General features: G+C 71.5%; 21 protein-coding genes and 1 pseudogene. 14 read left to right on the top strand and 8 right to left on the bottom strand.

What is annotated here, in order from left to right:
- From ABT004_RS28810 to ABT004_RS28780, 7 genes are all read left to right on the top strand, one after another.
- Positions 1 to 226, top strand: a 226-nt coding sequence (locus tag ABT004_RS28810; protein ID WP_502966971.1) for an AtuA-related protein, incomplete at its 5' end; no start/stop codon positions are given.
- The gene (locus ABT004_RS28805; RefSeq protein WP_351342496.1) at positions 223 to 1,821 is read left to right on the top strand and encodes an acyl-CoA carboxylase subunit beta; all 1,599 of its coding nucleotides are present in this window, start codon (positions 223 to 225) and stop codon (positions 1,819 to 1,821) included. The genes ABT004_RS28810 and ABT004_RS28805, both read left to right, overlap by 4 nt.
- A 5-nt stretch (positions 1,822 to 1,826) precedes the next feature.
- Positions 1,827 to 3,701: an acetyl/propionyl/methylcrotonyl-CoA carboxylase subunit alpha gene (locus ABT004_RS28800; RefSeq protein ID WP_351342494.1), complete on the top strand. Its 1,875-nt coding sequence runs from the start codon at positions 1,827 to 1,829 to the stop codon at positions 3,699 to 3,701.
- A complete protein-coding gene (locus ABT004_RS28795) occupies positions 3,698 to 4,909 on the top strand; it encodes an acyl-CoA dehydrogenase family protein (RefSeq protein ID WP_351342492.1) in 1,212 nt (403 codons plus the stop codon). The genes ABT004_RS28800 and ABT004_RS28795 overlap by 4 nt, the downstream gene beginning before the upstream one ends.
- A 36-nt stretch (positions 4,910 to 4,945) precedes the next feature.
- Complete coding sequence (locus tag ABT004_RS28790; protein WP_351342501.1) at positions 4,946 to 6,508, top strand: 4-coumarate--CoA ligase family protein; 1,563 nt, start codon at positions 4,946 to 4,948, stop codon at positions 6,506 to 6,508.
- On the top strand, positions 6,508 to 7,272 hold the full coding sequence (locus ABT004_RS28785) for an enoyl-CoA hydratase family protein (protein ID WP_451193351.1): 765 nt from the start codon (positions 6,508 to 6,510) through the stop codon (positions 7,270 to 7,272). Before ABT004_RS28790 ends, ABT004_RS28785 begins: the two co-directional genes overlap by 1 nt.
- Positions 7,260 to 7,838, top strand: a complete 579-nt coding sequence (locus tag ABT004_RS28780; protein ID WP_351342489.1) for a TetR/AcrR family transcriptional regulator — start codon at positions 7,260 to 7,262, stop codon at positions 7,836 to 7,838. The genes ABT004_RS28785 and ABT004_RS28780 overlap by 13 nt, the downstream gene beginning before the upstream one ends.
- A gap of 335 nt (positions 7,839 to 8,173) precedes the next feature.
- Here the strand turns inward: ABT004_RS28780 and ABT004_RS28775 are convergent, their stop codons facing one another.
- Positions 8,174 to 9,286, bottom strand: coding sequence for a citrate synthase 2 (locus ABT004_RS28775; RefSeq protein WP_351342488.1), 1,113 nt, complete (start codon positions 9,284 to 9,286; stop codon positions 8,174 to 8,176).
- Positions 9,287 to 9,566: 280 nt separating this feature from the next.
- Here ABT004_RS28775 and pdxH point away from each other — a divergent pair, with 280 nt between their 5' ends.
- Positions 9,567 to 10,208, top strand: coding sequence for a pyridoxamine 5'-phosphate oxidase (gene pdxH / locus ABT004_RS28770; protein ID WP_351342499.1), 642 nt, complete (start codon positions 9,567 to 9,569; stop codon positions 10,206 to 10,208).
- A 244-nt stretch (positions 10,209 to 10,452) separates the two neighbouring features.
- Here pdxH and ABT004_RS28765 read toward each other — a convergent pair whose 3' ends face one another.
- The gene (locus tag ABT004_RS28765; RefSeq protein ID WP_351342486.1) at positions 10,453 to 11,316 is read right to left on the bottom strand and encodes an alpha/beta fold hydrolase; all 864 of its coding nucleotides are present in this window, start codon (positions 11,314 to 11,316) and stop codon (positions 10,453 to 10,455) included.
- 538 nt (positions 11,317 to 11,854) lie between these two features.
- Positions 11,855 to 12,547, bottom strand: a complete 693-nt coding sequence (locus ABT004_RS28760) for an iron-dependent transcriptional repressor DtxR (protein ID WP_351342484.1) — start codon at positions 12,545 to 12,547, stop codon at positions 11,855 to 11,857.
- A 254-nt stretch (positions 12,548 to 12,801) separates the two neighbouring features.
- Between ABT004_RS28760 and ABT004_RS28755 the strand changes: the two genes are divergently transcribed.
- Positions 12,802 to 13,566, top strand: a complete 765-nt coding sequence (locus ABT004_RS28755) for an SIS domain-containing protein (RefSeq protein ID WP_351342482.1) — start codon at positions 12,802 to 12,804, stop codon at positions 13,564 to 13,566.
- Between the two features lie 13 nt (positions 13,567 to 13,579).
- Here the strand turns inward: ABT004_RS28755 and ABT004_RS28750 are convergent, their stop codons facing one another.
- The gene (locus tag ABT004_RS28750) at positions 13,580 to 14,956 is read right to left on the bottom strand and encodes a PAS domain-containing protein (protein WP_351342480.1); all 1,377 of its coding nucleotides are present in this window, start codon (positions 14,954 to 14,956) and stop codon (positions 13,580 to 13,582) included.
- Between the two features lie 140 nt (positions 14,957 to 15,096).
- On the opposite strand from ABT004_RS28750, the gene ABT004_RS28745 reads away from it, so the two are divergent.
- Entirely contained in the window at positions 15,097 to 15,627 is a 531-nt protein-coding gene (locus ABT004_RS28745) for a DinB family protein (RefSeq protein ID WP_351342478.1), read from the top strand.
- A gap of 333 nt (positions 15,628 to 15,960) precedes the next feature.
- Here ABT004_RS28745 and ABT004_RS28740 read toward each other — a convergent pair whose 3' ends face one another.
- The 3 genes and pseudogenes from ABT004_RS28740 to ABT004_RS28730 all read right to left on the bottom strand — a co-directional run bounded on the left by ABT004_RS28740 (position 15,961) and on the right by ABT004_RS28730 (position 19,221).
- Complete coding sequence (locus ABT004_RS28740; protein ID WP_351342477.1) at positions 15,961 to 17,532, bottom strand: transporter; 1,572 nt, start codon at positions 17,530 to 17,532, stop codon at positions 15,961 to 15,963.
- A 137-nt stretch (positions 17,533 to 17,669) separates the two neighbouring features.
- Positions 17,670 to 18,449, bottom strand: a pseudogene (locus ABT004_RS28735) (ABC transporter ATP-binding protein); the annotation flags it as partial.
- Between the two features lie 85 nt (positions 18,450 to 18,534).
- The gene (locus tag ABT004_RS28730; RefSeq protein WP_351342475.1) at positions 18,535 to 19,221 is read right to left on the bottom strand and encodes a bifunctional DNA primase/polymerase; all 687 of its coding nucleotides are present in this window, start codon (positions 19,219 to 19,221) and stop codon (positions 18,535 to 18,537) included.
- Between the two features lie 303 nt (positions 19,222 to 19,524).
- Here ABT004_RS28730 and ABT004_RS28725 point away from each other — a divergent pair, with 303 nt between their 5' ends.
- Positions 19,525 to 20,913 (top strand): NsdA family TPR-like regulatory protein, encoded by a 1,389-nt coding sequence (locus ABT004_RS28725; RefSeq protein ID WP_351342473.1) that lies wholly within the window; start codon positions 19,525 to 19,527, stop codon positions 20,911 to 20,913.
- Positions 20,914 to 21,089: 176 nt separating this feature from the next.
- Entirely contained in the window at positions 21,090 to 22,652 is a 1,563-nt protein-coding gene (locus tag ABT004_RS28720; RefSeq protein WP_451193359.1) for a hypothetical protein, read from the top strand.
- Positions 22,653 to 22,673: 21 nt separating this feature from the next.
- On the opposite strand, the gene ABT004_RS28715 is transcribed toward ABT004_RS28720, so the two are convergent.
- Positions 22,674 to 23,960, bottom strand: coding sequence for an ABC transporter substrate-binding protein (locus tag ABT004_RS28715; RefSeq protein ID WP_351342472.1), 1,287 nt, complete (start codon positions 23,958 to 23,960; stop codon positions 22,674 to 22,676).
- Between the two features lie 117 nt (positions 23,961 to 24,077).
- On the opposite strand from ABT004_RS28715, the gene ABT004_RS28710 reads away from it, so the two are divergent.
- Together ABT004_RS28710 and purU are read left to right on the top strand one after the other, a co-directional pair.
- Complete coding sequence (locus ABT004_RS28710) at positions 24,078 to 24,578, top strand: SCO4402 family protein (protein ID WP_351342470.1); 501 nt, start codon at positions 24,078 to 24,080, stop codon at positions 24,576 to 24,578.
- 30 nt (positions 24,579 to 24,608) lie between these two features.
- Positions 24,609 to 25,484, top strand: coding sequence for a formyltetrahydrofolate deformylase (gene purU / locus ABT004_RS28705; RefSeq protein ID WP_351342468.1), 876 nt, complete (start codon positions 24,609 to 24,611; stop codon positions 25,482 to 25,484).
- Positions 25,485 to 25,617 lie beyond the last annotated feature (133 nt).

Here is a 25,617-nt window from a genome sequence, read left to right as displayed (position 1 = left end):
AGTGGGGCCAAATCAAGCCCCTGCGGCGATTGAGCAGCGGGGTCCGGGGCGGAGCCCCGAGGCCGTAACCCGCCACCCGCTCCCCAACCTCCGCGCGCTCAACTTCACCGTCAAGGGACTCCTCGGCGAAGGCGTCGCCGCCCAACACCGGTTCGACCCACAGGCGAAGGCCCTCGCCGAATGGCTCCGCTCCCGCCACCTCGACATCCCGGAGGCCCTCCTGTGACCGCCCTGTCCAGCGCCCTGGACCCCCGTTCCGACGAGCACGCCGCCCGGCGAACCGCCCACCTCGCCAAGCTCACCGCCCTCGACACCGAGCACGCGAAGGCCGTCGCGGGCGGCGGCGAGAAGTACGTCGAACGGCACCGTAAGCGCGGCAAGTTGCTCGCCCGCGAACGCATCGAGCTGCTGCTCGACCCCGACAGCCCGTTCCTGGAGCTGTCCCCGCTCGCCGCGTGGGGCAGCGAGTACGCCGTCGGCGGCTCGCTCGTCACGGGCATCGGCGTCGTCGAGGGCGTCGAGTGCCTGATCACCGCCAACGACCCGACCGTGCGCGGTGGCGCCAGCAACCCGTGGTCCCTGAAGAAGGCGCTGCGGGCCAACGAGATCGCCCACGCCAACCGGCTCCCCGCGATCTCGCTCGTCGAGTCCGGCGGCGCCGATCTCCCCTCCCAGAAGGAGATCTTCATCCCCGGCGGCGGGATCTTCCGCGACATCACGCGGCTCTCGGCCGCCGGGATCCCCACCGTCGCCGTCGTCTTCGGCAACTCCACCGCCGGAGGCGCGTACATCCCCGGCATGTCCGACCACGTGATCATGGTGAAGGAGAAGGCGAAGGTCTTCCTCGGCGGACCGCCGCTGGTCAAGATGGCGACCGGCGAGGAGAGCGACGACGAGTCGCTGGGCGGCGCCGAGATGCACGCCCGCACCTCCGGCCTCGCCGACTACTTCGCCCACGACGAGCAGGACGCGATCCGCCAGGCCCGCCGCGTCGTCGCCCGCCTCAACCACCGCAAGGCGTACGCGAATCCACCCCTCGCCGAACCCCCCAAGTACGACCCGGAAGAACTCCTCGGCATCGTCCCCGAGGACCTGAAGGAGCCCTTCGACCCCCGCGAGGTCATCGCCCGGATCGTCGACGGCTCCGATTTCGATGAATTCAAGCCGCTGTACGGGGCGTCCCTCGTCACCGGTTGGGCTGCCCTGCACGGCTATCCCGTCGGTATCCTCGCCAACGCCCAGGGTGTCTTGTTCAGCGAGGAGTCCCAAAAGGCCGCCCAGTTCATTCAGTTGGCCAACCAGCGCGACATCCCGCTGCTCTTCCTGCACAACACCACCGGCTACATGGTCGGCAAGGAGTACGAGCAGGGCGGCATCATCAAACACGGCGCGATGATGATCAACGCGGTCTCCAACTCCCGCGTCCCGCACCTCTCCGTCCTCATGGGCGCCTCCTACGGCGCCGGGCACTACGGCATGTGCGGGCGCGCCTACGACCCCCGTTTCCTCTTCGCCTGGCCGAGCGCGAAGTCCGCCGTCATGGGGCCGCAGCAGCTCGCGGGCGTGCTGTCGATCGTGGCGCGGCAGTCCGCCGCCGCGAAGGGGCAGCCGTACGACGAGGAGGCCGACGCCGGGCTGCGCGCCATGGTCGAGCAGCAGATCGAGGCCGAGTCGTTGCCGATGTTCCTGTCCGGGCGGCTCTACGACGACGGGGTCATCGACCCCCGCGACACCCGGACCGTCCTCGGCATCTGCCTGTCCGCGATCCACACCGCACCGTACGAGGGCGCCCGCGGCGGCTTCGGCGTCTTCAGGATGTGACCCCGATGATCACCTCTCTCCTTGTGGCCAACCGCGGCGAGATCGCCTGCCGCATCTTCCGTACCTGCCGTGAACTGGGCATACGTACCGTCGCCCTGCACTCGGACCCGGACGCCGACGCCCTGCACGTACGGGAGGCGGACCTCGCCGTACGGCTCCCGGGCGCCACCCCCGCCGAGACCTACCTCCGCGCCGACCTCGTCGTGAAGGCCGCGCTCGACGCGGGCGCCGACGCCGTGCACCCCGGGTACGGCTTCCTCTCCGAGAACGCCGAATTTGCTCGCGCCGTCGCCGACGCCGGGCTCACCTGGATCGGGCCGCCGCCCGAAGCGATCGAGGCGATGGCGTCGAAGACGCGCGCCAAGGAGCTGATGGGCGTCGCCCCGCTGGAAGATGTGGGTATCGACGACCTTCCCGTGCTCGTGAAGGCCTCCGCCGGTGGCGGCGGGCGCGGCATGCGCGTCGTACGGGAACTGGGTGAACTGGAGGGTGAGTTGGTGGCCGCCGGGGCCGAGGCGCTGTCCGCCTTCGGTGACGGCGAGGTGTTCGTCGAGCCCTACCTGGAGGGCGGGCGGCACGTCGAGGTGCAGGTGCTGGCCGACGCGCACGGCACCGTGTGGACGCTCGGTACGCGGGACTGCTCGCTCCAGCGACGCCACCAGAAGGTCATCGAGGAGGCGCCCGCGCCGGATCTGATACGTGGCGTATCAGATGTCATATATGAGATGGCGGAGCGGGCGTGCCGGGCCACCGGGTACGTCGGCGCCGGCACCGTCGAGTTCCTCGTCGCCGACGGGCGTTCCCACTTCCTGGAGATGAACACCCGTCTCCAGGTGGAACACCCGGTCACCGAGGCCGTGTTCGGCATCGACCTCGTCGCGTATCAGATACGACTCGCGGAGGGCGAACCCCTCGACCCCGAACCCCCGGACCCGCGCGGCCACGCCGTCGAGGCCCGCCTCTACGCCGAGGACCCCGCCGCCTCCTTCGCCCCGCAGACCGGCACGCTGCACCGTCTCGCCGTCCCCGGAACCCGCCGCGGAGCGGCTGATGTGCACTGTCGCCTCGACACCGGCTACACCGACGGCGACGCCATCGGCGTGCACTACGACGCCATGCTCGCCAAGGTCGTCGCCCACGCCCCGACCCGCTCCGCCGCCGTCCGCGCCCTCGCCGGAGCCCTGGAACGCGCCGAGGTGCACGGCCCCGTCACCAACCGGGACCTGCTCGTACGCTCTCTGCGGCACCCCGAGTTCACCGACGCCCGCATGGACACCGGGTTCTACGAGCGGCACCTCGCCGAGCTGACCGCGCCCGCCGACGACCCGTACGCGCCGCTCGCCGCCGCCCTGGCCACCACCCGCAGCCACCGCTTCGGCGGCTTCCGCAACGTCCCCTCGGGGCCCCAGCTCAAGCGCTACCGCACCGAACCGGACGGCACCGAGCACGAGGTCCGCTACCGGCACACCCGCGACGGGCTCGAAGCCGACGGGGTGCGGGTGGTGCACGCCGCACCCGACCGCGTCGTCCTCGAAGTCGCAGGCGTACGGCGGAAGTACGCCGTCGCCACCTACGGAGACCGCGTCCACGTCAACGGCGCCGCACTCACCGCCCTGCCCCGCTTCACCGACCCCAGCGAGCAGCGCGCCCCCGGCTCCCTGCTCGCGCCCATGCCCGGCACCGTCGTGCGCGTCGCCGAAGGGCTGACCGAGGGCGCCGCCGTCACCGCCGGGCAGCCCCTGATCTGGCTGGAGGCGATGAAGATGGAGCACCGCATCCTCGCCCCCGCCTCCGGAACGCTCACCGCCCTGCACGCCGCCGTCGGCCGCCAGGTCGAGGTGGGCGTGCTGCTCGCCGTAGTCCAGGAGGAACAGTCGTGAACGCACCCGCCGGTCCTACCGCTCCCGCCACTCCGGCCGCCCCCGCCGCTCCCGTCCTCGAAACCGAAGAGCACCGGGCCCTGCGCGCCGCCGTCGCCGCACTCGGCAAGCGGTTCGGCCGCGACTACATGACCCGGATCACCGCCGCGGGCGGCCACCCCGAGGAGCTGTGGGCGGAGGCGGCGAAGGTCGGCTACCTCGGCGTCAACCTGCCCGAGGCGTACGGCGGAGGGGGTGGCGGAATAGCCGAACTCTCCATCGTCCTTGAGGAGTTGGGGGCCGCCGGGTCACCGCTGCTGATGATGGTCGTCTCGCCCGCGATCTGCGGCACGGTCATCTCCCGCTTCGGAACCGAGGAGCAGAAGCGCGCCTGGCTCCCCGGCCTCGCCGACGGCAGCCGCACCATGGCCTTCGGCATCACCGAGCCGGACGCCGGATCGAACTCCCACCGGATCACGACCACGGCCCGCCGCGACGACGACGGCTCGTGGGTGCTGAACGGGCGCAAGGTGTTCATATCGGGGGTCGACATCGCGGACGCGACACTGATCGTCGGCCGTACCTCCGACTCCCGCACCGGCAAGCTCAAGCCCTGCCTGTTCATCGTCCCCCGGGACACGGAGGGCTTCGGCCGCAAGCAGATCGACATGGAACTCCAGGCTCCGGAGAAGCAGTTCGAGCTGACCCTTGACGAGGTGCGGCTTCCCGCGGACGCTCTCGTGGGTGACGAGGACGCAGGACTGCTCCAGCTCTTCGCCGGGCTCAACCCGGAGCGCGTCATGACCGCCGCCTTCGCCATCGGCATGGGCAGGTACGCGCTGAAGCGGGCCGTCGACTACGCCAAGGACCGCACCGTCTGGCAGGCCCCCATCGGCTCCCACCAGGCCGTCGCCCACCCGCTCGCGCAGATCCACATCGAGCTGGAGCTGGCCCGCCTGATGATGCAGAAGGCGGCCCGGCTCTACGACGCGGGCGACGACATCGGCGCCGGCGAGGCCGCCAACATGGCCAAGTACGCAGCCGCGGAGGCCTGTGTGCGCGCCGTCGACCAGGCCGTGCACACGCTCGGCGGCAACGGCCTGACCCGCGAGTTCGGCCTCGCCTCCCTCATCACCGGCTCACGGGTGGCGCGCATCGCCCCGGTCAGCCGGGAAATGATCCTCAACTACGTGTCCCACCAGAGCTTGGGCCTGCCCAAATCGTACTGACCTCAACTGCCCGTATCCAGCGAGGAGTTCGCCATGGTGTACGTGAGTGAGTACGCGGACGTCGCGGTCGTCGACGAGCCCATCCACGACGCCGTGCTCGGGGGCGCGGCCGCCCGCGGCGACGCCCTCGCCCTCGTCGACGGCGTGGCCGGCACCACCCTCTCGTACGCCGCGCTCGACATGTTCCACCGGAAGGTGGCGGCCGGGCTCGTCGACGCGGGCGTACGCAAGGGCGACGTGGTGGCGCTGCACAGCCCCAACACGATTGCCTACCCGGTGGCGTTCTACGGCGCCACGCGCGCGGGCGCCTCCGTGACCACCGTGCACCCGCTGTCGACGCCGCAGGAGTTCGCCACGCAACTGCGCGACGCGGGTGCCGTCTGGATCGTCACCCTCACCCCGCTCGTCGACGCGGCCCGCGCCGCGGCCGAACTGGCAGGCGGGGTACGGGAGATATTCGTCTGCGACCCGTCGGGGGACTCCGGCCACCGCTCGCTGCTGGACATGCTCGGCACCGAGGCACCCGAGCCGCACGTCGACATCGACCCGGCCGATGACGTGGCCGCCCTCCCGTACTCCTCCGGCACCACCGGCACGCCCAAGGGCGTCATGCTCACCCACCGCAACATCGCCACGAACCTCGCCCAGCTCGACCCCCTCCTCCCCACGGGCCCGGGCGACCGCATCCTCGCCGTCCTGCCCTTCTTCCACATCTACGGCCTCACGGCGCTCATGAACGGCCCGCTCCGGCAGGGCTCCACCGTCGTCGTCCTGCCCCGCTTCGACCTCGACACGTTCCTCGCGGCGATCGAGAAGCACCGCATCACCCACCTGTACGTCGCCCCGCCGATCGTCCTCGCCCTCGCCAAACACCCGGCCGTGGAGGGCTACGACCTGTCGTCCCTGCGCCACGTCATCAGCGCCGCCGCACCCCTCGACGGCGAACTCGCCCGCGCCTGCGCGCGCCGCCTCGGCCTGCCACCCGTCGGCCAGGCGTACGGCATGACGGAACTCTCGCCCGGCACGCACGTCGTCCCGTACGACGCGAAGACCCCGCCGTCGGGCGCCGTCGGCAAGCTCATCGCCTCGACCGAGATGCGGATCGTGTCCCTCGACGACCAGGCGAAGGACGCGGCGCCCGGCGAACCCGGCGAGGTCCTGATCCGCGGGCCGCAGGTCATGAAGGGCTACCTCGGCCGCCCCGACGCCACCGCCGACATGATCGACTGCGACGGCTGGCTGCGCACCGGGGACGTGGGGCGCGTCGACGCGGACGGCTGGTTGTTCGTGGTCGACCGGGTCAAGGAACTCATCAAGTACAAGGGCTTCCAGGTCGCCCCCGCGGACCTGGAGGCGGTGCTCCTCACCCACGAGGACATCGCCGACGCGGCGGTCATCGGCGTCCTCAACGAGGACGGCAACGAGGTGCCGAAGGCGTTCGTCGTGCGCACGGATCCCGCGCTCGGCGCGGACGACGTGAAGGCGTACGTCGCCGAACGCGTCGCCCCGTACAAGAAGATCCGCCGCGTCGCGTTCATCGACGGGGTGCCGCGGGCGGCCTCCGGGAAGATATTGCGTCGTGAACTGAGGGAGCGTTGATGGTGGTTGGGAACGATGGGAACGTGTCCGGGAGTCTGGTGGCGCACGCCCACGAGCGGGGCGTCACCACCCTGGCCCTCGATTCGCCCGCCAACCGCAATGCCCTCTCGTCGGCGCTCGTCGGCGAGTTGGGGGACCGGCTGCGGGACGCGGACAAGGACCGCGATGTACGCGCCGTCGTCCTCACCCACACCGGCGGCACTTTCTGCGCGGGCGCCGACCTTCGGGATCCTCCGGACCCGGCCGCGCTTGTGGGCCTGCTGCGGCAGATCGTGGAGGTGAGCAAGCCGGTACTGGCACGGGTCGACGGACACGTACGGGCGGGCGGCCTCGGCCTGTTGGGCGCCTGCGACATGGCGGCGGCCTCCTCGGCTTCGTCCTTCGCCTTCACCGAGGTACGCATCGGGGTCGCGCCCGCCGTGATCTCCATGCCGCTGCTGCCGCGCCTCGATCCGCGCGCGGTGGCCCGCTACTACCTGACGGGCGAGCGCTTCGACGCGGCGGAGGCGGCGCGGATCGGGCTCGTCACGGTGGCGGGGGAGGACGTGGACGAGGCGCTCGGGCCGGTGCTCGGAGGCTTGCGGAAGGCGTCCCCCGAGGCCCTGGCCGAGACGAAGAGGCTGCTCACGGTTAAGGTCCTGGAGGCCTTCGACCGGGACGCGGAATCCCTGACGGCGCTGTCCGCGCGGCTGTTCGGCTCCGCGCAGGCCCGCGAGGGCATGACCGCCTTTCTCGAACGACGGGATGCCGCATGGGTGTTGTGACGCTGCCGAAACAGGACCGCTCGCGGGTGACGCGGCAACGGCTCCTGGAGTCCGCGGTCGCCTGCCTCGCCGCGCACGGCTGGGCCGGCTCCACGGTCTCCGTCGTCGCCGAGCACGCGGGCGTCTCGCGCGGCGCCGCCCAGCACCACTTTCCGACCCGCGAGGACCTGTTCACGGCGGCCGTCGAGTACGTCGCCGAGGAGCGCTCCACCGCTCTGCGCGGGCTGCGTCCGCAGGGGCGGGTGGAGGCGGTCGCGGCCCTCGTCGACCTGTATACGGGGCCGTTGTTCCGGGCGGCGCTGCACTTGTGGGTGGCCGCGTCGAACGAGCCGCAACTCGGGGGGCGGGTGACCGAGTTGGAGGCACGGGTCGGGCGCGAGACCCACCGGATCGCAGTGGAGCTCTTGGGCGCGGACGAGTCCGTCCCGGGTGTGCGGGAGGTTGTGCAGGGCCTCCTGGACATGGCCCGCGGCCTCGGCCTGGCGAACCTCCTCACGGATGACGGGGGGCGGCGCGAGCGGGTGGTGGGCGAGTGGGGGGTGCTGGTCGACCGGGTACTGGGATGATCCCGCGGCCCCGTGGTTACGGCCACGGGGCTCCGCCCCGGCCCCCGCGCCTCAAACGCCGGCGGGGCTGGAAGGATCGCCTCAAACGCCGGCGAGGCTTGATAGATCAAGCCCCGGCCGCGATTGGATCATCTGAGCCCGGCGGGGGCTGGAGCATCCGAGTCCAGCGGGGGGGCGGTTATTTAAGTCCCTGCGGCGATGGAGCAGCGGGGTCCGGGGCGGAGCCCCGATCTTTCAGCCCCGCCGGCGTTTGCGGCGCGGGGTCCGGGGCGGAGCCCCGAGGCCGCCACCACGGTGCTGCGGAACCAAGGCGATGGGCCCCGGCCACGGTTCGGCTATCGGGCGATGTCCCCGTAGCCCTCGATGCCGGCCGGAGGGCGTGACTCCGGGCCGACGTAGCGGGCCGAGGGGCGGACCAGGCGCCCCGTGCGCTTCTGCTCAAGGACGTGCGCGCTCCAACCCGCGGTCCTCGCACACGTGAACATCGACGTGAACATGTGCGCCGGCACCTCCGCAAAGTCGAGCACGATCGCCGCCCAGAACTCCACATTCGTGGCCAGCACCCGATCGGGCCGCCGCGCATGCAACTCCGCCAGCGCCGCCTTCTCCAACGCCTCCGCCACCTCGAACCTCGGCGCCCCCAACTCCCGCGCCGTACGCCGAAGTACTCGCGCCCGCGGGTCCTCGGCCCGGTACACCCGGTGCCCGAAGCCCATCAGCCGCTCACCCTTGTCGAGCGCCCGGCGCACGTACGCGTCCGCGTCCCCGGTCCGCTCGATCTCCTCGATCATGCCGAGGACCCGGGACGGCGCCCCGCCGTGCAGCGGCCCGGACATGGCCCCCACTGCTCCCGACAGCGCCGCCGCCACATCCGCCCCGGTGGACGCGATGACGCGGGCCGTGAACGTAGAGGCGTTCATGCCGTGCTCGGCAGCCGACGTCCAGTACGCGTCGACGGCCGCGACATGCTTCGGGTCCGGATCCCCGCGCCAGCGCTTCATGAACCGCTCGACGACGGTGTCCGCCTTGTCGATCTCCCGCTGCGGCACCATCGGCAGGCCCTGCCCGCGCGCGGACTGCGCGACGTACGACAGAGCCATGACGGCGGCGCGCGCGAGGTCATCGCGGGCCGTGCGCTCATCGATGTCGAGCAGCGGCTTCAGGCCCCACACGGGGGCCAGCATGGCGAGCGCGGACTGGACGTCGACGCGGATGTCACCGGAGTGGACCGGGATCGGGAACGGCTCGGCCGGCGGCAGGCCCGGGTTGAAGGCGCCGTCGACCAGCAGCCCCCAGACATTCCCGAACGACACGTGGCCGACCAGATCCTCGATGTCGACGCCGCGATAGCGCAGGGCGCCGCCTTCCTTGTCCGGTTCGGCGATCTCGGTCTCGAACGCGACGACACCTTCGAGGCCTGGAACAAAGCCGGGGGTCAGGTCGGACATCGGGCGGCTCCTCTGGATGCGTGGGGGTGTGTCCGGGTGCTGGAACACCCGTGGTCTGGTCTGGACTGGACTCTGGACGGGGGTACACCCGTAATGCCCCGTACGGCGGGCGGCTGAACCGTTTCGGTTCCAGGAAGATAACCCTCAGTGCCACAGTTGGCGAGAGTTCGCGGCACTCAGTGCCATGTTTCACCCTGCGGCCTGGGTGCGACCGTGCCCGTCCGTCCGGCAGGATGACGCCGTGAGCGCCCACGACGATCCCGAACTCGACCTCGCCGACATGCGCGAGCAGTACCGCGCCAAGAACGGCGGCCTGCTGGAGGGGGACCTCGCCCCGCACCCGATGGAACAGTTCACGCGCTGGTTCAAACAGGCGGCGGCGCCGGGCTCCCCGCTGTCCGAGCCCAACGCGATGGTCGTCTCGACCGCCGACGCCGAGGGCCGGCCCAGCTCCCGCACAGTGCTGCTCAAGTCGTACGACGACGCGGGCTTCGTCTTCTACACCAACTACGGCTCCCGCAAGGCGCGGGACCTCTCCGCGAACCCGCACGTCGCGCTGCTCTTTCCCTGGCACCCGATGGGGCGCCAGGTGCTGGTGACCGGGACGGCGGAGCGTACGTCGCGGGCCGAGACGGAGGCGTACTTCCGCACGCGCCCGCACGGGTCCCAGCTGGGCGCGTGGGCCAGCGCGCAGTCCTCCGTGGTCGCCTCGCGGGAGGACCTCGACGTGCGCTACGCGGAGCTGGCGGGGCGCCATCCGGCGGGTTCCGCGGTGCCCGTTCCGCCGCACTGGGGCGGCTACCGGGTCACCCCGGGGTCCGTCGAGTTCTGGCAGGGCCGCGAAAACCGCCTCCACGACCGGCTCCGCTACGCGCGGGGCCCAGTACCGGACGAGTGGCAGGTCCAACGCCTGAGCCCGTAGCCCCCTCAAGTCGCTGACCCCACCCAAGTTGCTGACCCGACCCAAGCCCTGCGGCGGTACATTTCCAGCCCCGCCGGCGCTCGAGCAAATCCAGCCCCGCCGGCGTTTGCGGCGCGGGGTCCGGCCCGGAGCTCCGTGTCCTGGGCCCCGGCCGGCGTTGCGCTCCCGGGGTTCCGCCCCGGACCCCGCTGCTCAATCGCCGCAGGGGCTTGAAGTGGTCAATCGCCGCAAGGGATCGAACTGCTCAAAGCTCCGCCAGGACCCCGTCCAGGAACGGCTCGACCGCGGAGCGCCACGCCTCGGGCTGGTCGTAGTGCACCAGATGCCCCGCATCCGCCACCTCCGCATACACCCCCCTGGGAAGAACCCGCACCATCTCCTGCGCCTCCGCCCGCCCCAACTCCCCGTCAAGCCCACGCAGTACAAGCGTCGGGCACTGGACCGCCGCCAGTTCCTCCCAGTGCGCGTCGAAGACCCACGTGGAGCGCGCCTGAAGCATCTGGCGCCGCGAGAACACCGGCCGCCAGCCGTCCACCGTCTCCGTCATCACCTCGGCGTAGAACTCCCCGCGCGCGGGATTGGGCCGCTCGACCCAGGGGTCGTCCTCCCCGAACCACTTCCGTACATCCGCGAGCGTCGCGAACGGCAGCGGCCACGCCTTGAACCAGTCCTCCCACTCCCGCTGGGAGGCCGCCCCGAGCGCGGAGGCCCGCATGTCGCAGATGACCAGGCCGCGGACGAGATCGGGCCGGCGGGCGGCGAGCTGCCACGCCGTGAGCGCTCCCATGGAGTGCCCGATGAGAACGGCCGGCTCAAGGCCCAGCTGGACCAGCGCCGCCTCCGCGTCCAGGACGTACGCCTCCCGGTCGAACGGTCCCTCCGGCGGCTTGTCGCTCTGCCCGTGCCCGCGCTGGTCGAGGGCGACCGCGCGATGCCGCTCGGCCAGCCAGCGCGTCGTTCCCGCCCAGTGGGACGCCCGCCCCATGAGCCCGTGCAGCAGCAGCACTCCGGGATTGTGGCCGGCCTCGCCCGTCTTGGGCGGGTCGGCGAACTCCCAGGCAGCCAGGTGGACCCCGCCTGCTCCGGTCACGTCGATGCGTCGTGCCATAGGCCCTGGCACCCCCTCGTGGTCGCGCCTGCAGTCGCGTACCCGCGCACGTTATCGAACCCGTTTTCGAAAACGCGGCGCTCTCGGACAACACCCCTCATTTGAGTGACGGAACTCAAGGAATGACCGGCGCTGTCGAGGGGATCTCTTCAGCGGGAGGCGGACCGTTCGGGGAAATCGGTCCGAGGGGATCGACCCTGGGAGCTCGGGGCTCCGGGTCGGAACAGGGGAGGACAGGCCCCGGCGCCGCAAGGCGCCGGGGCCCTCTGTATGTGGTGCGGCGTCATGTGGTGCGGCGCTCCACGCCGCTTCCAGCGCACCCGGCGCCCCCCAGGCCCGTCGCGCCCCGATCGGCCGATCCATGCGGCCCCCTCTGGTCATATGCCTCACGCGACAGCCTTGCACGCCGAGCGTCCGATCGCTGCCGTTCCGCACAGTGAATCTTGTTTTCTGCGCGGAAGTGCAGCATGTGCGGATACAAGTCAACTTAACCGCACGACACGGAAGTTGACGCCCGGCCCACAAGCGGCCGCTCGGCTCAGCGCTTCGCCACGAAGACGTGCGAGGCGATCTCCGCCTCCAGCTCCGCCGCCTCACCGCTGCTGCCGACGAGTACCCCGCCCGGCGACTGCGTCACGCTGACCACCGAACCGGGCTGCACGCCCGCCCGGCGCAGCGTGTACATCAGCTGCGCGTCCGTCTGGATCGGCTCGCCGATGCGGCGCACCACGACCGTCTTGCCGTCGGCACCCGGGTCGAGGTCGGACAGCGAGACCATGCCCTCGTCCAGGAACGGGTTCGCCCCGTCCTTCTCGCCCAGCTCCTCCAGGCCCGGGATCGGGTTCCCGTACGGCGACTCCGTCGGGTGCCGGAGCAGCTCGAGGACGCGGCGCTCCACCGCCTCGCTCATCACGTGCTCCCAGCGACAGGCCTCCGCGTGCACCTGCTCCCACTCCAGGCCGATCACGTCGACGAGCAGACACTCCGCGAGCCGGTGCTTGCGCATCACGCGCGTCGCGAGCCGCCTGCCCTCCTCGGTCAGCTCCAAATGCCGGTCGGCCGCCACAGCGACCAGGCCGTCCCGCTCCATGCGGGCCACGGTCTGGCTGACCGTCGGTCCGCTCTGGTCCAGCCGCTCGGCGATCCGGGCGCGCATGGGGACCACACCTTCCTCCTCCAGCTCGAGGATGGTGCGGAGGTACATCTCCGTGGTGTCGATCAGTCCGGACATACGTGCCCCTCGTGTAGCTCTCTCGCTTCGCGACAGCTCCGCTGGCTGACCGCGCAGCATGTGCGCTGGCCCTGGAACCCAGACCTCAATTCTGACGCATACCGCTGACAACCGTGACGCGCCAGGTAAACACCGCGCCAGGCGGGGCCGGGAAGCGTATTGACAGAGCACTGGTCCAGACCGCACCGTGATCCGCGAACACGCCACGTACCACCGAGACCCGACCCTTCTCACCAGGAAAAAGGGGCACGCCGATGAGCGAGAGCAGGCCGGCCGCGCAGTACCTCGACGCCTCCATCGGGCTCCTCACGAGGATCCGTGACGAGGAGGCCGACAACATCGCGGCCGCCGGCACCCTCCTCGCCGACACCGTCGCCGACGGCGGCCGCCTCTTCGCCTTCGGCGCGGGCCACTCCGGGCTCGCCGCCCAGGACGTCGTCTACCGGGCGGGCGGCCTCGCCCTGATGAACCTGCTGTCGGTACCCGGCACCGTCGGCATCGACGTCATGCCCGCGACGCTCGGCTCCGCCCTCGAACGGGTCGACGGGCTCGCGGCGGCCGTCCTGGAGGCCAGCCCCGCGCGCGCGGGCGACGCGCTGATCATCATCTCCCTGTCCGGGCGCAACGCGCTCCCCGTGGAGATGGCCCTCAGCGCCCGCGCCGCAGGCATCAAGGTCATCGGCGTCACCTCCCTGTCGTACGCGACCGGGCCCGACGCCCCCACCTCCCGCCACGCCTCCGGCAGCTACCTGCGCGACCACTGCGACGTCGTCCTCGACTCCAAGATCGCGATCGGCGACGCGGAGCTCACCCACGAAGGCGTCGACGCCCCCTTCGCACCCGCCTCCACGGTCACCGCCAGCGCCCTCATGCAGGCAACCCTCGCGACCTGCGCCGCGACGCTCGCCGACCGCGGCCTCCAGCCCCCACTTCTCCGCTCGGGCAACGTCGACGGCGGCCTGGAGTGGAACGCGCAGGTGTTCGCAGAGTACGGCGACCGGATCTACTACCGCCGCTGAACCGGCCAGGCCGTCACCGGTCGTCAGCCGCCAGCGCCCACGCCAGGTCCACCGCGCCGGCGATCCGCACCGCCACGCTCTCCGCGTACACGGCGTCACCGCGCTCGAACCCGACCCGGCTGGCGCCCCGCAGAAACGTCACCACGCCCACCGTCCGGCCCCGGCTGCGCAGTACCACGCACAGCGCGTACACCGTGTCCTCCGGCCACTGCCGGTCCAGGGCCCAGTCCGCGCGCACCGTGCCCCCCTCCGCGGCGGCCCGCACCGACCCCGCCCGCTCCACGCACTGCAACGCCGGATGCCCCGCCGCGTACCGCACCGGCAGTGCGCCCCGCGACACGAGCAGACTCGGCCCCGGCGCCCCCGAAGGCGTGGCCGCGGCCCGCACGAGACGCACCGGCTCCTCGCTCGCCACCAGGTCGATCACCGCGTGATCCGCGAACCCGGCGAGCGCGAAATCCAGATGCACCGTCGCCGCCTCGGCCGGGTTCTCGCACTCGGCGGCGGCCCGCGCCGCGCGGTGCAACTGCTGCGACCGGAAGCGGAGCTGCGCCGCCTCCTGCTCGTTCTGCTTGGCCTCCGTCACGTCCTGGAACAGCCACCCGACCCCCAGCGGCACCGGCTCCTCCGCGAGCGGCGACGCCAGCCGTACGAAACCGCTGCGCCAGCACCGACGCTCCGTACGCCCACCGCCCTCGCCGGGCCGCCGCAGCGTCACCCACACCTCCGTCGGAGACAGCGGCGGGCCCTCCGCGAGCACATGCGCGAGGGCGCCCTCCAGCTCCTCGACGCCCTGCCCGATCAGATCGCCGAGCGGCCGCCCCAGCGCGGCGGTACGCCCGGTCCCCATGGCGCGCGCGGCATGCCCGTTCACCACGGCGGGCCGCAGATCCGCGTCGACCAGCACGACACCCCACGCGGCGTCCTCGAACAGCGCCTCGCTCAGCGCGATGGACCGCTCCAGATCGATCTGCGCGTGCACCTCACTGAACGCGCAGTACACACCCGCGGGCTTCCCATCGGCCCCGCGTACGGCCGCGGACTGCGTCCGCACAAGCACCCGCCCACCATCCTTGGTGAGCAGCGCGAACTCGTTCACCTGCCGTCCCGGAGCATGCATCGAGGCCAGCAGCCGCCCCTGCACCTCCTCCGCGTCCGCCGACCGCACGGCCCACCCCGCGAACCCGTGTCGCCCCACGGCCTCCTCGGCCGACCAGCCGAGCACCCGCTCGGCCTCCCGGTTCCAATGGGTCACGACCCCATCGGCATCGAAGGCGCACAACGCGGCATCCATGCCGTCCAACAACGCGGCCAGCAGATCGGACCCGTCCGGCTCCGGCTCTTCCGGCCCGAGCGCATCAGTGGTCCCACTACGCCGGGAAGCACTCACCTGGAACCCCCTGCAGGCTGTGTCGGCGCGACGAATTCCTCGTATCGCTCCAGATCATTCAACTCGAACGTGACGCATCCCACACGGACTTCACGCAAGTTCGGAGAAACCGAAGAGCACATACACCCAGCATGCAACGCATGACGACATTGCCCGACGGCCGCCCCGTCCCGCCCCCGGCCTCCGACGAACGCGCCACCCTGGAAGGCTGGCTGGACTTCCACCGCGAGACGCTGGCCATCAAGTGCGCCGGCCTGACGGACGAACAGGCACGCACGCGTGCGATCCCGTCGTCCTCCCTCACGCTCCTCGGCCTGGTCCAACACCTGGCAGAGGTCGAACGCAACTGGTTCCAGCGGGTCTTCGCAGGAGCCCACACCACTCCACCGGTCCACGAAACAGCAGGCCCGAACGCCTTTACCCTCACCGAGGACCGCACCCTCCCGGACGCCCTCGCCCAATGGCGCACGGAAATCACCCGCTCCCGCGAACTCACCGCGACAGCCCCCCTCGACACCACCGGCACCCTCTCCCCCCAGGAAGCCGCCTTCACCGGCGACCCCAAGGTCTCCCTCCGCTGGATCCTGACCCACCTCATCGAGGAATACGCCCGCCACAACGGCCACGCGGACCTCCTCCGGGAGGCGATCGACGGGGTGGCGGGGGCGTGATCCCGGGCCTCCTCAGGGTCGCGTCCAACAAGGTCGCGTAAAACCGGTTGAGACCTGCCGTGCGGGTTCGTAGGCTGCACAGCACGACCGGAAGGAGGTGGTTCGGAGCATGTATGCACGCCGGACAGTTGAGGTGACTGCGGGCTAGCGGCCCGACGTCGCATTTCGAATTCGGCGCCGGACCAGTGCGCGATATGTGCGCGCAGCCGGCCCAATCCCAAGCAGTCGCCCGACCCGCGAGCCGCCGGTACGTCCGGCCGGCTTCCGACCGCCCTCAGGGGCGGGAGGAACCAGGCTCGCGGGTCGTCTGCGTTGTGCGGGCCCCGTAGGGCCTCAGCCCTTGCTCACCGCCAGCAGGATCTCCGGCAGGCGCTCGGCCGTGCGCGGGGCCGCCAGGCGCAGGCCCAGGACCGTCGCCCCCGCCCCGTACGCCGCTCCGATCGGGAGCAGGATCCACGTCCAGGAGGCCGAGTCCGTCGCGTGCAGGGTGATGGTGAGGGCCAGGATCGGGGTGCAGAGGAGGGCCGCCGCGACCATGCCGCCGAAGATGGAGATCCAGGCCAGACCCGCCTGGCCCGGCGCGACGTTCTTGTAGCCCTCCTGCGGGATCGAGTACGGGAAGCGCGCCGAGGTCCACGCGCCGGTGGCGAGCATCGCGCCGAGCAGGGCGTAGGAGAGGCCGAGGACTTCGGGGAAGTCGGGCCAGGCGTTCAGCATGGCTGTGGTGATGACGGTGACGAGCGTGGCGTAGGGGAGAGTTATCAGGAGCAGCGCGTATGCACGCGCGCGTAGTTCGACGTAGGCGTCCTTCGGTGACGCGATCGTCATCGCCACCATCCAGAACGCCGAGGTGTCCTGGCCGAACTGGTTGTACATCTGGATGCCGAGCATCCCCGAGGCGAAGCACGCGAAGTAGACGGTGCCGGTGCCCTGGAGGGCGTTGAAGACGGGGACGATCAGTCCGATCGCCAGGGATGTCACCCAGGCCGCTTTGGTTTTCGGGTCGCGCCATACGTAGCGGAGGCTGCGTTCCATGACCGTTCCGGTGCGGCCCTCGGGGAGGAGTCGGGGGCCCGTGCGGGTACGGCGGCGCCCGGGGCTCGCCGCTTCGATCGTGGAGCCGTCGGGGGCGGTCATCAGGCGGGTCAGGGCGCGGCGCCAGAGGGTCAGGAGGGCCAGGAGCGCCGCCGCGCAGATTGCCAGTTGGGCGAGGGCTGTTCCGTACGATGCCTTGCTCGTCGCGTCGACCGCGGCGATCGCCGATGCCGGGGGGATCCAGCCGAGGACCTTCGCCACCGGGTCGAGCGCGTCGACGCCGCCCGCCGCGCCGAGCCGCTGCACCCCGAAGTTGACCAGCTGTGCGCCGACGGCGATGACGAGTCCGCTCAGTACGGCGAGGTCGCGGCCCTTGCGGCTGGTGAGGAGCCGGATGTTGGCCGCGGCCACGGTTCTGGCGAGGGCGACGCAGGTGAGGACGGTGAGGGGGACCGCCAGTACCGCGACGACCGTGGCCGCCGCCCCGTGTGCCACCGCGTACGCGGCGCCGAACGCGAGGCACAGCGTGAAGAGCGGGCCGATGCCGACCAGGGACGCCACGAGGAGGCCGCGGACGAGCGGGTCGGGGCGCAGCGGGAGCATCGCGAGGCGGGTGGGGTCGAGGGTTTCGTCGCCGCTGGGGAAGAAGAGCGGGAGGACGGCCCAGCCGAGGGCGAGGAGGGTGGTGAGGGGGATGCCGATGGTTGCGGCGTGCGCGTTGCCGTGGAGGAGGATCAGGGCGAGGAGTTGGAGTGCGGCGACGAGCGCTGCCGCGAGGAGGGAGGCGATGTATGCGGCGCGGCGGCCGGGGGATTGGCGGAGGCCGTTGCGGAGCAGCGCGAGCTTGAGCCGGACCAGTACGCCGGTCATGGCTGGGGCCGCTTGTTGCGCTGCGGCGGGGTTGCGGCCTCGGGGCTCTGCCCCGGACCCCGCTGCTCAATCGCCGCAGGGGCTTGAGTGGGCTCACCCGCCGCAGGAGCTTGAATGGGCTCACCCGCTGCCGAAGCTTGAGTGTTGCCCAGCCAGTCCAGTGCGCCCTCGCTCGTGCGGCCACGCGCTCCCACCAGTTCCAGGAATGCCTCCTGGAGGGAGGATGAATCGCCGCGGACGTCCGCGAGTGGGCCCTGGGCGCGGATGCGGCCCGCTGCCATGACCGCGACCCAGTCGCAGAGGGACTCGACCAGTTCCATGACGTGGGAGGAGAAGACGACCGTCGCGCCGGAGCGTGTGTAGCGTTCCAGGACGCCGCGGATCGTCTGGGCCGAGACCGGGTCGACGCCCTCGAACGGTTCGTCCAGGAACAGGACTTCGGGGTTGTGGAGGAGGGCCGCGGCGAGGCCGATCTTCTTGCGCATGCCGGTCGAGTAGTCGACGACGAGTTTGTGGCGGGCTCCGGCCAGGTCCAGGACGTCGAGGAGCTGGTCCGCCCGTTTGTCGACCTCCGCGCCGGGCAGTCCGCGCAACCGGCCGGTGTAGGCGAGAAGTTCGTGGCCGGAGAGGCGTTCGAAGAGGCGTAGGCCCTCCGGGAGGACGCCGATGCGTGCCTTGACCTCGGCGGGGTCGGCCCAGACGTCGTGGCCGGCGACGTACACGGTGCCCCGGTCGGGGCGGAGCAGGCCGGTGACCATGGAGAGGGTCGTGGTCTTGCCCGCGCCGTTCGGCCCGACGAGGCCGATGAACCGGCCTGCGGGCAGGGCGAGTTCGATGCCGGCCACGGCGGTCTGCGACCCGAAGGACTTCCATAGGTCGTGTACGCGTACGGCTGCGGTTTCCTCGGCCGAGGTCAACTGTGCCCGCCCTTCGTCGTCTTCGTCCGTCCGGGCACGATACGTCGGCCAAGGGCGGGCCACCGGGAGGCGCCCGGACAGGCCCCTACCCGCGCCGGATCTCGCGTCCGCACGCGTATGAGAGGGGGGAGATGAGTTCTTCCGCGTCCGGGAGCCAGCGGTTCGCCGGGGTCGGGCGGCAGGCCCACTGGGCGGCGCCGCGGCTGCCGAAGCGGGTCGGGGGAGCGGCGACGTACTGGCCCTCGCCGAGCGCGAGCAGGTCGAGGGAGGCCGGGGGCCAGCCGAGCTTGCGGACGAGGTCGGGGACCTTGACGGTGGCGCCGGGGAGCACGAAGAACTGCATGCGGCGGTCGGGGGTGCAGGTCACGGGGCCGAGGGTGAGTTCCATGCGCTCCATGCGGGCGAGGGCGAGGAACCCGGCGGTCTCCGGCACGTCGATCGCGTCGAAGGTGCGGCCCGTGGGGAGGAGGATCGACGCGGTCGGCTGCTTCGCCCACAGCCGGCGGGCCACGGTCGCGCTGCCGGTGGCCTGCGTCGCCCAGTCGGGGCGGGCGGGGTGCGCGCCGGGGGTGGGGCACTGGGGGGAGCCGCACGAGCAGCGCTGGACGCCGTCGCCGATCTCCAGCCAGGTGCCCGGGAACACGTCCCAGTGCCGCTCCTCCGCGTAGCGGACGGCGGTGTCCAGGAGTGAGTCGCCGCGCTGCTGCGGGATCTGCCCGACGGCGGTGACGGGTGGGCTGTCGTCCGAGGTGCCTGCGATGGTCTCTTCCACGTGGTTCTCAACTCCCGCCGCCACGGAGGGTTACGGGCGCACGTACGGGCGGCCCGGGAGCATCGTTCCCGCATGTGGGGCGCATGGGTGCATGGGTGGGGGCGCGCGGGCGAGGAGGCCCCGGGCCGTGGGTAGTGCGGGAGGGGTAACGAGTACGGCGACGCGGCGGGCCGGCGTCACGCGGGCGTGTGTTTGACACCCGTTTGTGGTGCATCTTCCGTTTCCGCGCAGGGCAGTGATGATCCAACGACCGGCTGTTGACCGGCAGTCGGATACCCGGACGGGCACTTCAGGGGGTACGTCATGGCCGCACGGCCTCTCGTAGCGCGACAGCCCAATGAACGGCTGCAGGCGCTCATCCAGGAAGCGGGCTGTTCGAACGCGGGGCTCGCGCGCCGGGTCAACATGTGCGGTGCGGAGCACGGGCTCGATCTGCGTTACGACAAGACGTCCGTGGCGCGTTGGCTGCGTGGGCAGCAGCCGCGCGGCCGGGCGCCGGGGATCATCGCGGAGGCCCTGGGACGCAAGCTCGGGCGCACGGTGACCATCGACGAGATCGGGATGGCCAACGGGAAGAACCTCGCCTCCGGAGTCGGACTGCAGTTCTCGCCCACCGTGCTCGGCGCCATTGAGCAGGTGTGCGAGCTGTGGCGAAGTGACGTGGGGCGCAGGGACTTTCTCTCCGGTTCGTCCGTGGCGTCCTCGGCGCTCGTCGAGCCGAGCCGCGACTGGTTGATCTCCGTGCCGGACTCGCAGGTGGCACGGGCGTCGGGGCCGCGGGTCGGGCCCTCGGACGTGGCGGCGGTGCGGGCGATGACGCAGGCGCTGACCGATCTGGACCACCAGTACGGGAGCGGGCACGTGCGCCCGGTGGTCGTGCACTACCTGAACAGTGTGGTGAGCGGGCTGCTCGCGGGTTCGTACCGGGAGGCGGTGGGGCGTGAACTGTTTTCCGCCGTCGCGCGGTTGACGGAGCTCGCCGGGTACATGGCGATCGACACCGGGCAGCCGGGGCTCGCCCAGCGGTACTACATTCAGGCGTTGCGGCTCGCGCAGGCGGCCGGTGACCGTGGCTACGGCGGGTACGTGCTGGCCGCGTCCATGAGTCACCTGGCGGCGCAGCTCGGCAATCCGCGCGAGATCGCCCAGCTCGCCCGCGCGGCTCAGGAGGGGGCGCGCGGGCGTGTGACGCCGCGCGCCGAGGCGATGTTCCACGCCGCCGAGGCGCGCGGCCACGCACTTCTCGGGGACGCGAGGTCGGCGCAGTCCGCGACGTCGCGCGCGGTCGCCGCCCTGGAACAGGCGGACGGGCGGGCCGACTCCGGGGACGACCCGGTGTGGATCGCCCACTTCGACCACGCCTATCTGGCGGACGAACTGGCGCACTGCCACCGGGACTTGGGTCAGTCGAGGGACGCGGCGCGGTGTGCGCAGGAGTCGTTGGACGGGCATCCTGAGTCGCGGGCCAGGCGCCGCGCGATCGGTCTCGTGCTGCTCGCGACGGCGCAGGTGCAGCAGAGGGAGGTGGAACAGGCCTGTCATACGGGACTTCGGGCCGTCGAGCTGCTCGGCACGGTGCGTTCGAACCGGGGCGCGGAGTATCTGGAGGACTTCAGGGAGCGTCTCGACCCGTTCGGGGAGGAGCCCGTGGTGCGGGAGTTCGGGGCGCGCATGGAGCTTCAGGCGGCGTGAGCGGCGTACTTGTCTGGCGTGGGCGGCGTGAGCTGTGTCATAACGGGCAAGCCGGTGGCCGGTTTTGTTAGTCGCGTCACTGGGGAGGCTTCGGGGATTTGAGGTGCGTAGCACGGGCGTACGAAGACCCGGTAGCGTGAGCCGACGATTCCGACCCCCTACGTAGGAGTCTTACGGTGACGGAGCAGAGTGGGCAGGGCGAACGCCCGCACCTTCCGCAGGCGCGGCAGACGCACGAAGGTGTCGTGCTGCCTGCCGACGGCGGTGAGCCCCTGTTGCCGGGCACTTACGGCGACCAGGCGGGTCCGGCGGGCGCGAGCCCGTGGGGTCAGCCCTGGGGGCCCGAGTCCCAGCAGGCGCACAACGCCGGGCCGATGCCGACCTACGACGGGTCCATGCCTACGTACGAGTGGGGTCAGCCGCAGGGCTCCGCGCCGATGCCCGCTCAGGACCAGGGCTACGGTGCGCTGCCGCCCCAGTCCTACGGTGCCGCGCTGCCGCAGCAGCAGCCCGTGCAGGCGCTGCCGCAGCAGTACGCGGAGGCCGGTCCGCTGCCGCCCGCGGCCCCGGCGGGACCCGCCGCCGGTGCCTACGACGGGGACGCCACCCAGTACATACCCCCGGCTCAGCAGCAGGCCGCCCAGTACGCGGCCGGTCCCGGGCTGCCGCCGGAGGTTCCCGCCCCGGACGCCACGCAGTTCCTTGGCCGCGCGCAGCCGATGCCCGACGCGGCGCCGCCCGGCTACGGAGGCTCCCCCGACAGCCAGGCCACGCAGTACATTCCGCCGGTTCCTGGCCAGCCGGTGCCGGGCCAGGGTCAGCCGATGCCGGCTCAGGGCCCGCCGATGCCCGCTCAGGCGATGCCCGCTCAGGACCAGGGCTACGGCCTGCGCCCCGGGGAGCCCGGTGAGCGGCAGCCGCCGGCCGAGTTCGACGCCCTGTTCCGTACGGAGCCGGAGGGCGGCGCCGGCGCTACGCAGCAGATGCCGCGCTTCGACCCGCACGCGCCGCCGCCCGGGCCCGGTGGGCCGGGGGCGCCGGGCATGACGCCGCCCCCGCAGCAGTACGGGTACCAGCCCGAGCCGCCGCCGCGCGGCGGCAAGAACCGCACCGGTTCCAAGGTGCCGCTGATCGCCGCGATCGGCGTCGGCATCCTCGTCGTCGGTGTCGGCGCGGGCGCCATGCTCAGCGGCGGGGACGACGACAAGAAGACGGACGCGACGAAGAACGTGTCGAACTCGGCGCCCGCGTCCGAGTCGGCCTCTCCGACCGTGGACCCGGCCAAGGAGCAGGCCGTCGAGCTCGACAAACTGCTCGGCGACTCCAACAACAGCCGCTCCGCCGTGGTGCGTTCGGTCGCGAACATCGGCAGCTGCAAGGCGCTGCCCCAGGCGTCGAAGGACTTGCAGAGCGCCGCGACGCAGCGCAATGAACTGGTGACGCGCCTCGGCACGCTGTCCGTGGACAAGCTGCCCGACAACGCCCGCCTGACCGCCGCCCTCACCAGCGCCTGGAAGGCGTCCGCGTCCGCGGACAGCCACTACGCGAGGTGGGGCGACCAGGTCGCCGCCAAGAAGAAGGCGCTGTGCAAGAAGGGTCACGCCAAGCCGACGTCCGAGCGCCGGGCGGGCGACGCGGCGAGCGGCACGGCGTCCACGCAGAAGCAGCAGGCCTCGAAGCTGTGGAACGAGATCGCGAGCAAGTACGGGCTGACCCAGCGCTCGGCCGTCCAGCTCTGACCGATTCGCCGGCGGTCGCGATCAGGAAAGCCCGGCGAGCGTGCCCGTCACGTCCACCGAGGACTTCCTGGTCGCCGTGAGCCGCCCGGAGACGACCTTCTGGAAGGTCACCCGTGCGTTGACCAGGCGCGGGTAGTCGCCGACCGGGGACATGTGGTCGTAGCCCCAGCGCAGCGGCGGGGTGAGCCCGCCCGTCGTCACCTTCACGTCGTCGTCGAGGGCGGTGCGCACGGTGCGCGCGGTGACCGCGCCGTCGCCGACCGACTCGATGATCTGCCGCAGCACCTCGTACGCGATCCAGGTCGTCTGCACGCCCGCGTCCGCCGGGTCGATCCGGTTGTCGCCGAAGGCCTGCTCGTTGATCGCCCGCTTCATGGGGTCCCAGCGCGCGTCGCCCGACGCCGGGTACCAGCTCGTGACGTACGCCCCTTCGTAGGGGCTCTTCGGGCCGCCGGTGCGGTCGACGACGGTCTGGTCGACGCTGCCGAGGACGGTGGCGGTGCGCACCGATGGGTAGTCGTCGCGCAGCCGCCGGAACGAGTCGAAGAACGTGTTCGTACGCTCCCCGAGCACCGCCGCGACGCAGCCCTCGCCCTGCGGCGCCCGGCTCGCGGCGTCGAGGGCGCGGCGGGCCTGGTCGGCGTAGTCGGTGGCGTCGTCGGCGGTGAGCATGTCGACGGCGGCGGGGCGGTGGTGCAGCGCGAGCCCGGAGTTGAGCAGGGGCGGGAGCTGGTCGCCCGCGATGGAGTCGGGGCGGATCAGGACGGTACGGGCGCAAGGCCCGGACAGCTGGCGCCCGTTGCCGGCGAGGAGGGCGGCCTGTCCGCCGTTGACCGGGTACGACAGCGGGCTGGTGAACTCCGCCTCGGTGGCGCCGTAACCGCCCAGGTAGGGGATACCGGCGGACTCCAGCGGGGGCAGGAAGGCGTTCGAGTGCTGGCTGTACGCGCCGACGACCGCCACGGCGTCGTGCTGGACGGCGGAGCGGGCGCACCGGGCGGCGTCCACGCTGTCGTTGTGGTCGTTGCAGGTGAGGACCTTGAGCGTGCGGCCGCCGATGCCGCCGTGGGCGTTGATCCAGCGCGCGTAGGCCCGCGCCATGGCGGGCACCCCCGGCATGTTGGTCGCTCCGGTCTTCTCGGGGGCCCAGGTCATGACGGTCACCGGCGGTTTCCCCACGCTCTTGGCGTCGCCGCCGGGGACGAGCCCGCACCCGGCGACCATGGCGGCGCTCAGGAGCACGGCAGTGGTACGTATGGGGCTTCGGGGGACGATGCGGTCACGGGTGCTGGAGCGCCTGCCGGTCATGTCCCCGCACGATTCCGCCGCGCTCCCAACGGTCGTGTGACCCGTGGTCAACGTGTGGTGACGATGAGGTGAATTGCGGGGGTCGTGCGGGGCTCGAGGGGCCGGGACGTACGATCGATGACCGTGCAAACCTCGGACAAGTCTTCCCGTCGCGGCCGTAGCTCAACGAAGATGGGCGGCATGCCACTCAACGACATGCCGTGGTGGCGCTGGCGCAGCAACGTGCGTTCCGCGCTGCACATGCTCTCCGACCCGACGTTCCAGCGGGACGTCTGGCAGGCAGGCGTGGACGGATACGGAGACGTGACCGACGCCGTGTACCGCCTCGTCGAGGACACCTGGCTGGACAACTGGTCCGCCGAGAAATACGTCGGGACGATCTTCCGGGACTCGCAGGAGGCGGCGCTCGTCGACGCCGCGGTGCTGCGGGTGCTGCGGATCATGCACCAGGTGGGCCCGGACGCCCCGGTCGCCGCGTATCTGAACCACGAGGGCTGGCCGGACGCGGTCCGTGCGGCCCGCGACGCCCATGTGAGGCTCGCCACGAGCGACGGCGACGACCCGGAGGGGGCGCCGCAGAACCTCGAGGTGCTGCGGATCATGACGCGGGCGGCGTAGCGCCGCCTGCCGGGCGTTTAGGCTTGGCGCATGAACGCGCAGTCCGTCGCCTCCGGCCCCGAGCAGTACGTCCTCACCCTCTCCTGCCCCGACAAGCAGGGCATCGTGCACGCCGTGTCGAGCTACCTCTTCATGACCGGCTGCAACATCGAGGACAGCCAGCAGTTCGGTGACCACGACACGGGACTGTTCTTCATGCGCGTCCACTTCAGCGCGGACGAGCACGTGACCGTGGAGAAGCTGCGGGCCAGCTTCGCCGCGATCGGCGACGCGTTCCAGATGGACTGGCAGCTCCACCGGGCGAGCGATCGCATGAAGATCGTGCTCATGGTCAGCAAGTTCGGCCACTGCCTCAACGACCTGCTCTTCCGGGCGCGGATCGGCGCGCTGCCGGTCGACATCGCCGCGGTCGTCTCCAACCACACGGACTTCGCCGAGCTGGTCGCCTCGTACGACATCCCCTTCCACCACATCCCGGTGACGAAGGAGACGAAGGCGCGGGCCGAGCGGCAGGTGCTCGATCTGGTGCGGGACGAGGGCGTCGAGGTGGTCGTGCTCGCGCGCTACATGCAGGTGCTCTCGGACGACCTGTGCAAGGAGCTCAGCGGGCGGATCATCAACATCCACCACTCGTTCCTGCCGAGCTTCAAGGGCGCGAAGCCGTATCACCAGGCGCATGCGCGGGGTGTGAAGCTGATCGGGGCGACCGCGCACTACGTGACCGCGGACCTCGACGAGGGGCCGATCATCGAGCAGGAGGTCGAGCGGGTGGGGCATGACGTCACGCCCGATCAGCTGGTCGCGATCGGCCGTGACGTCGAGTGCCAGGCGCTGGCGCGGGCGGTCAAGTGGCACGCCGAACGCCGGATCCTCTTGAACGGCCACCGCACGGTGGTCTTCGCGTAGGGGCTTCGCCCCTACGCCCCATCTTTTAAGCTTCGCTCTTCGGACGAGAGCTGGCGGGTGCATTTTCAGCCCCTGCGGCGATTGAGCAGCGGGGTGCGGGGCAGAGCCCCGATCTTTCGCCCCGTCGGGGGTT

This window comes from Streptomyces sp. NPDC002790, from assembly GCF_040295505.1.
GTDB lineage: Bacteria > Actinomycetota > Actinomycetes > Streptomycetales > Streptomycetaceae > Streptomyces.
The sequence above is the reverse complement of the archived record's forward strand: the minus strand, read 5'-3'. Positions and strand labels throughout refer to the sequence as shown.

Coding starts and splice junctions, on each gene's coding strand:
- ABT004_RS28775 (WP_351342488.1), bottom strand. CDS start 9,286: ATGTCCGACCTGACCCCCGGCTTTGTTCCAGGCCTCGAAGGTGTCGTC.
- ABT004_RS28755 (WP_351342482.1), top strand. CDS start 12,802: ATGAGCGAGAGCAGGCCGGCCGCGCAGTACCTCGACGCCTCCATCGGG.
- ABT004_RS28745 (WP_351342478.1), top strand. CDS start 15,097: ATGACGACATTGCCCGACGGCCGCCCCGTCCCGCCCCCGGCCTCCGAC.
- ABT004_RS28740 (WP_351342477.1), bottom strand. CDS start 17,532: ATGACCGGCGTACTGGTCCGGCTCAAGCTCGCGCTGCTCCGCAACGGC.
- ABT004_RS28800 (WP_351342494.1), top strand. CDS start 1,827: ATGATCACCTCTCTCCTTGTGGCCAACCGCGGCGAGATCGCCTGCCGC.
- ABT004_RS28760 (WP_351342484.1), bottom strand. CDS start 12,547: ATGTCCGGACTGATCGACACCACGGAGATGTACCTCCGCACCATCCTC.
- ABT004_RS28785 (WP_451193351.1), top strand. CDS start 6,508: ATGGTGGTTGGGAACGATGGGAACGTGTCCGGGAGTCTGGTGGCGCAC.
- ABT004_RS28765 (WP_351342486.1), bottom strand. CDS start 11,316: ATGGCACGACGCATCGACGTGACCGGAGCAGGCGGGGTCCACCTGGCT.
- ABT004_RS28715 (WP_351342472.1), bottom strand. CDS start 23,960: ATGACCGGCAGGCGCTCCAGCACCCGTGACCGCATCGTCCCCCGAAGC.
- ABT004_RS28710 (WP_351342470.1), top strand. CDS start 24,078: ATGACCGTGCAAACCTCGGACAAGTCTTCCCGTCGCGGCCGTAGCTCA.
- purU (WP_351342468.1), top strand. CDS start 24,609: ATGAACGCGCAGTCCGTCGCCTCCGGCCCCGAGCAGTACGTCCTCACC.
- ABT004_RS28780 (WP_351342489.1), top strand. CDS start 7,260: ATGGGTGTTGTGACGCTGCCGAAACAGGACCGCTCGCGGGTGACGCGG.
- pdxH (WP_351342499.1), top strand. CDS start 9,567: ATGCGCGAGCAGTACCGCGCCAAGAACGGCGGCCTGCTGGAGGGGGAC.
- ABT004_RS28725 (WP_351342473.1), top strand. CDS start 19,525: ATGGCCGCACGGCCTCTCGTAGCGCGACAGCCCAATGAACGGCTGCAG.